This window comes from Streptomyces sp. GbtcB7 (genome assembly GCF_019091445.1).
GTDB classification, from domain to species: Bacteria; Actinomycetota; Actinomycetes; order Streptomycetales; family Streptomycetaceae; genus Streptomyces; species Streptomyces mirabilis.
On the sequence record NZ_JAGXJM010000547.1, the window covers coordinates 1 to 241 of the forward strand.

A 241-nucleotide genomic window follows, 5' to 3' on the forward strand; every position below is an offset into this window, starting at 1 on the left:
TGCACACCACCGCACAACCGCACCAGATGCAGGGCCAGTTGCCCGTACATCAGCGGATCTGCAACCTCTGCCGGGAGATCAAGTCGGTGGGCGAAATCTCGGCGCTGCTGTCGATCCCTCTCGGTGTGGCCAGGATTCTCGTCGCCGTCTTGGCGGAGGCGGGCCTGGTCGCCATCCATCAGCCCGGCGGCGACGTGGACGCCGGCGGCCCGCCAGACGTGGCTTTGCTCGGAAGGGTGGT

General features: G+C 67.2%; 1 protein-coding gene. It reads left to right on the forward strand.

Annotation, left to right across the window (positions count from 1 at the left end; genetic code table 11):
- Positions 1 to 241: DUF742 domain-containing protein (locus KVT44_RS56765; RefSeq protein ID WP_217577132.1), on the forward strand; the 241-nt coding region annotated here is incomplete at both ends.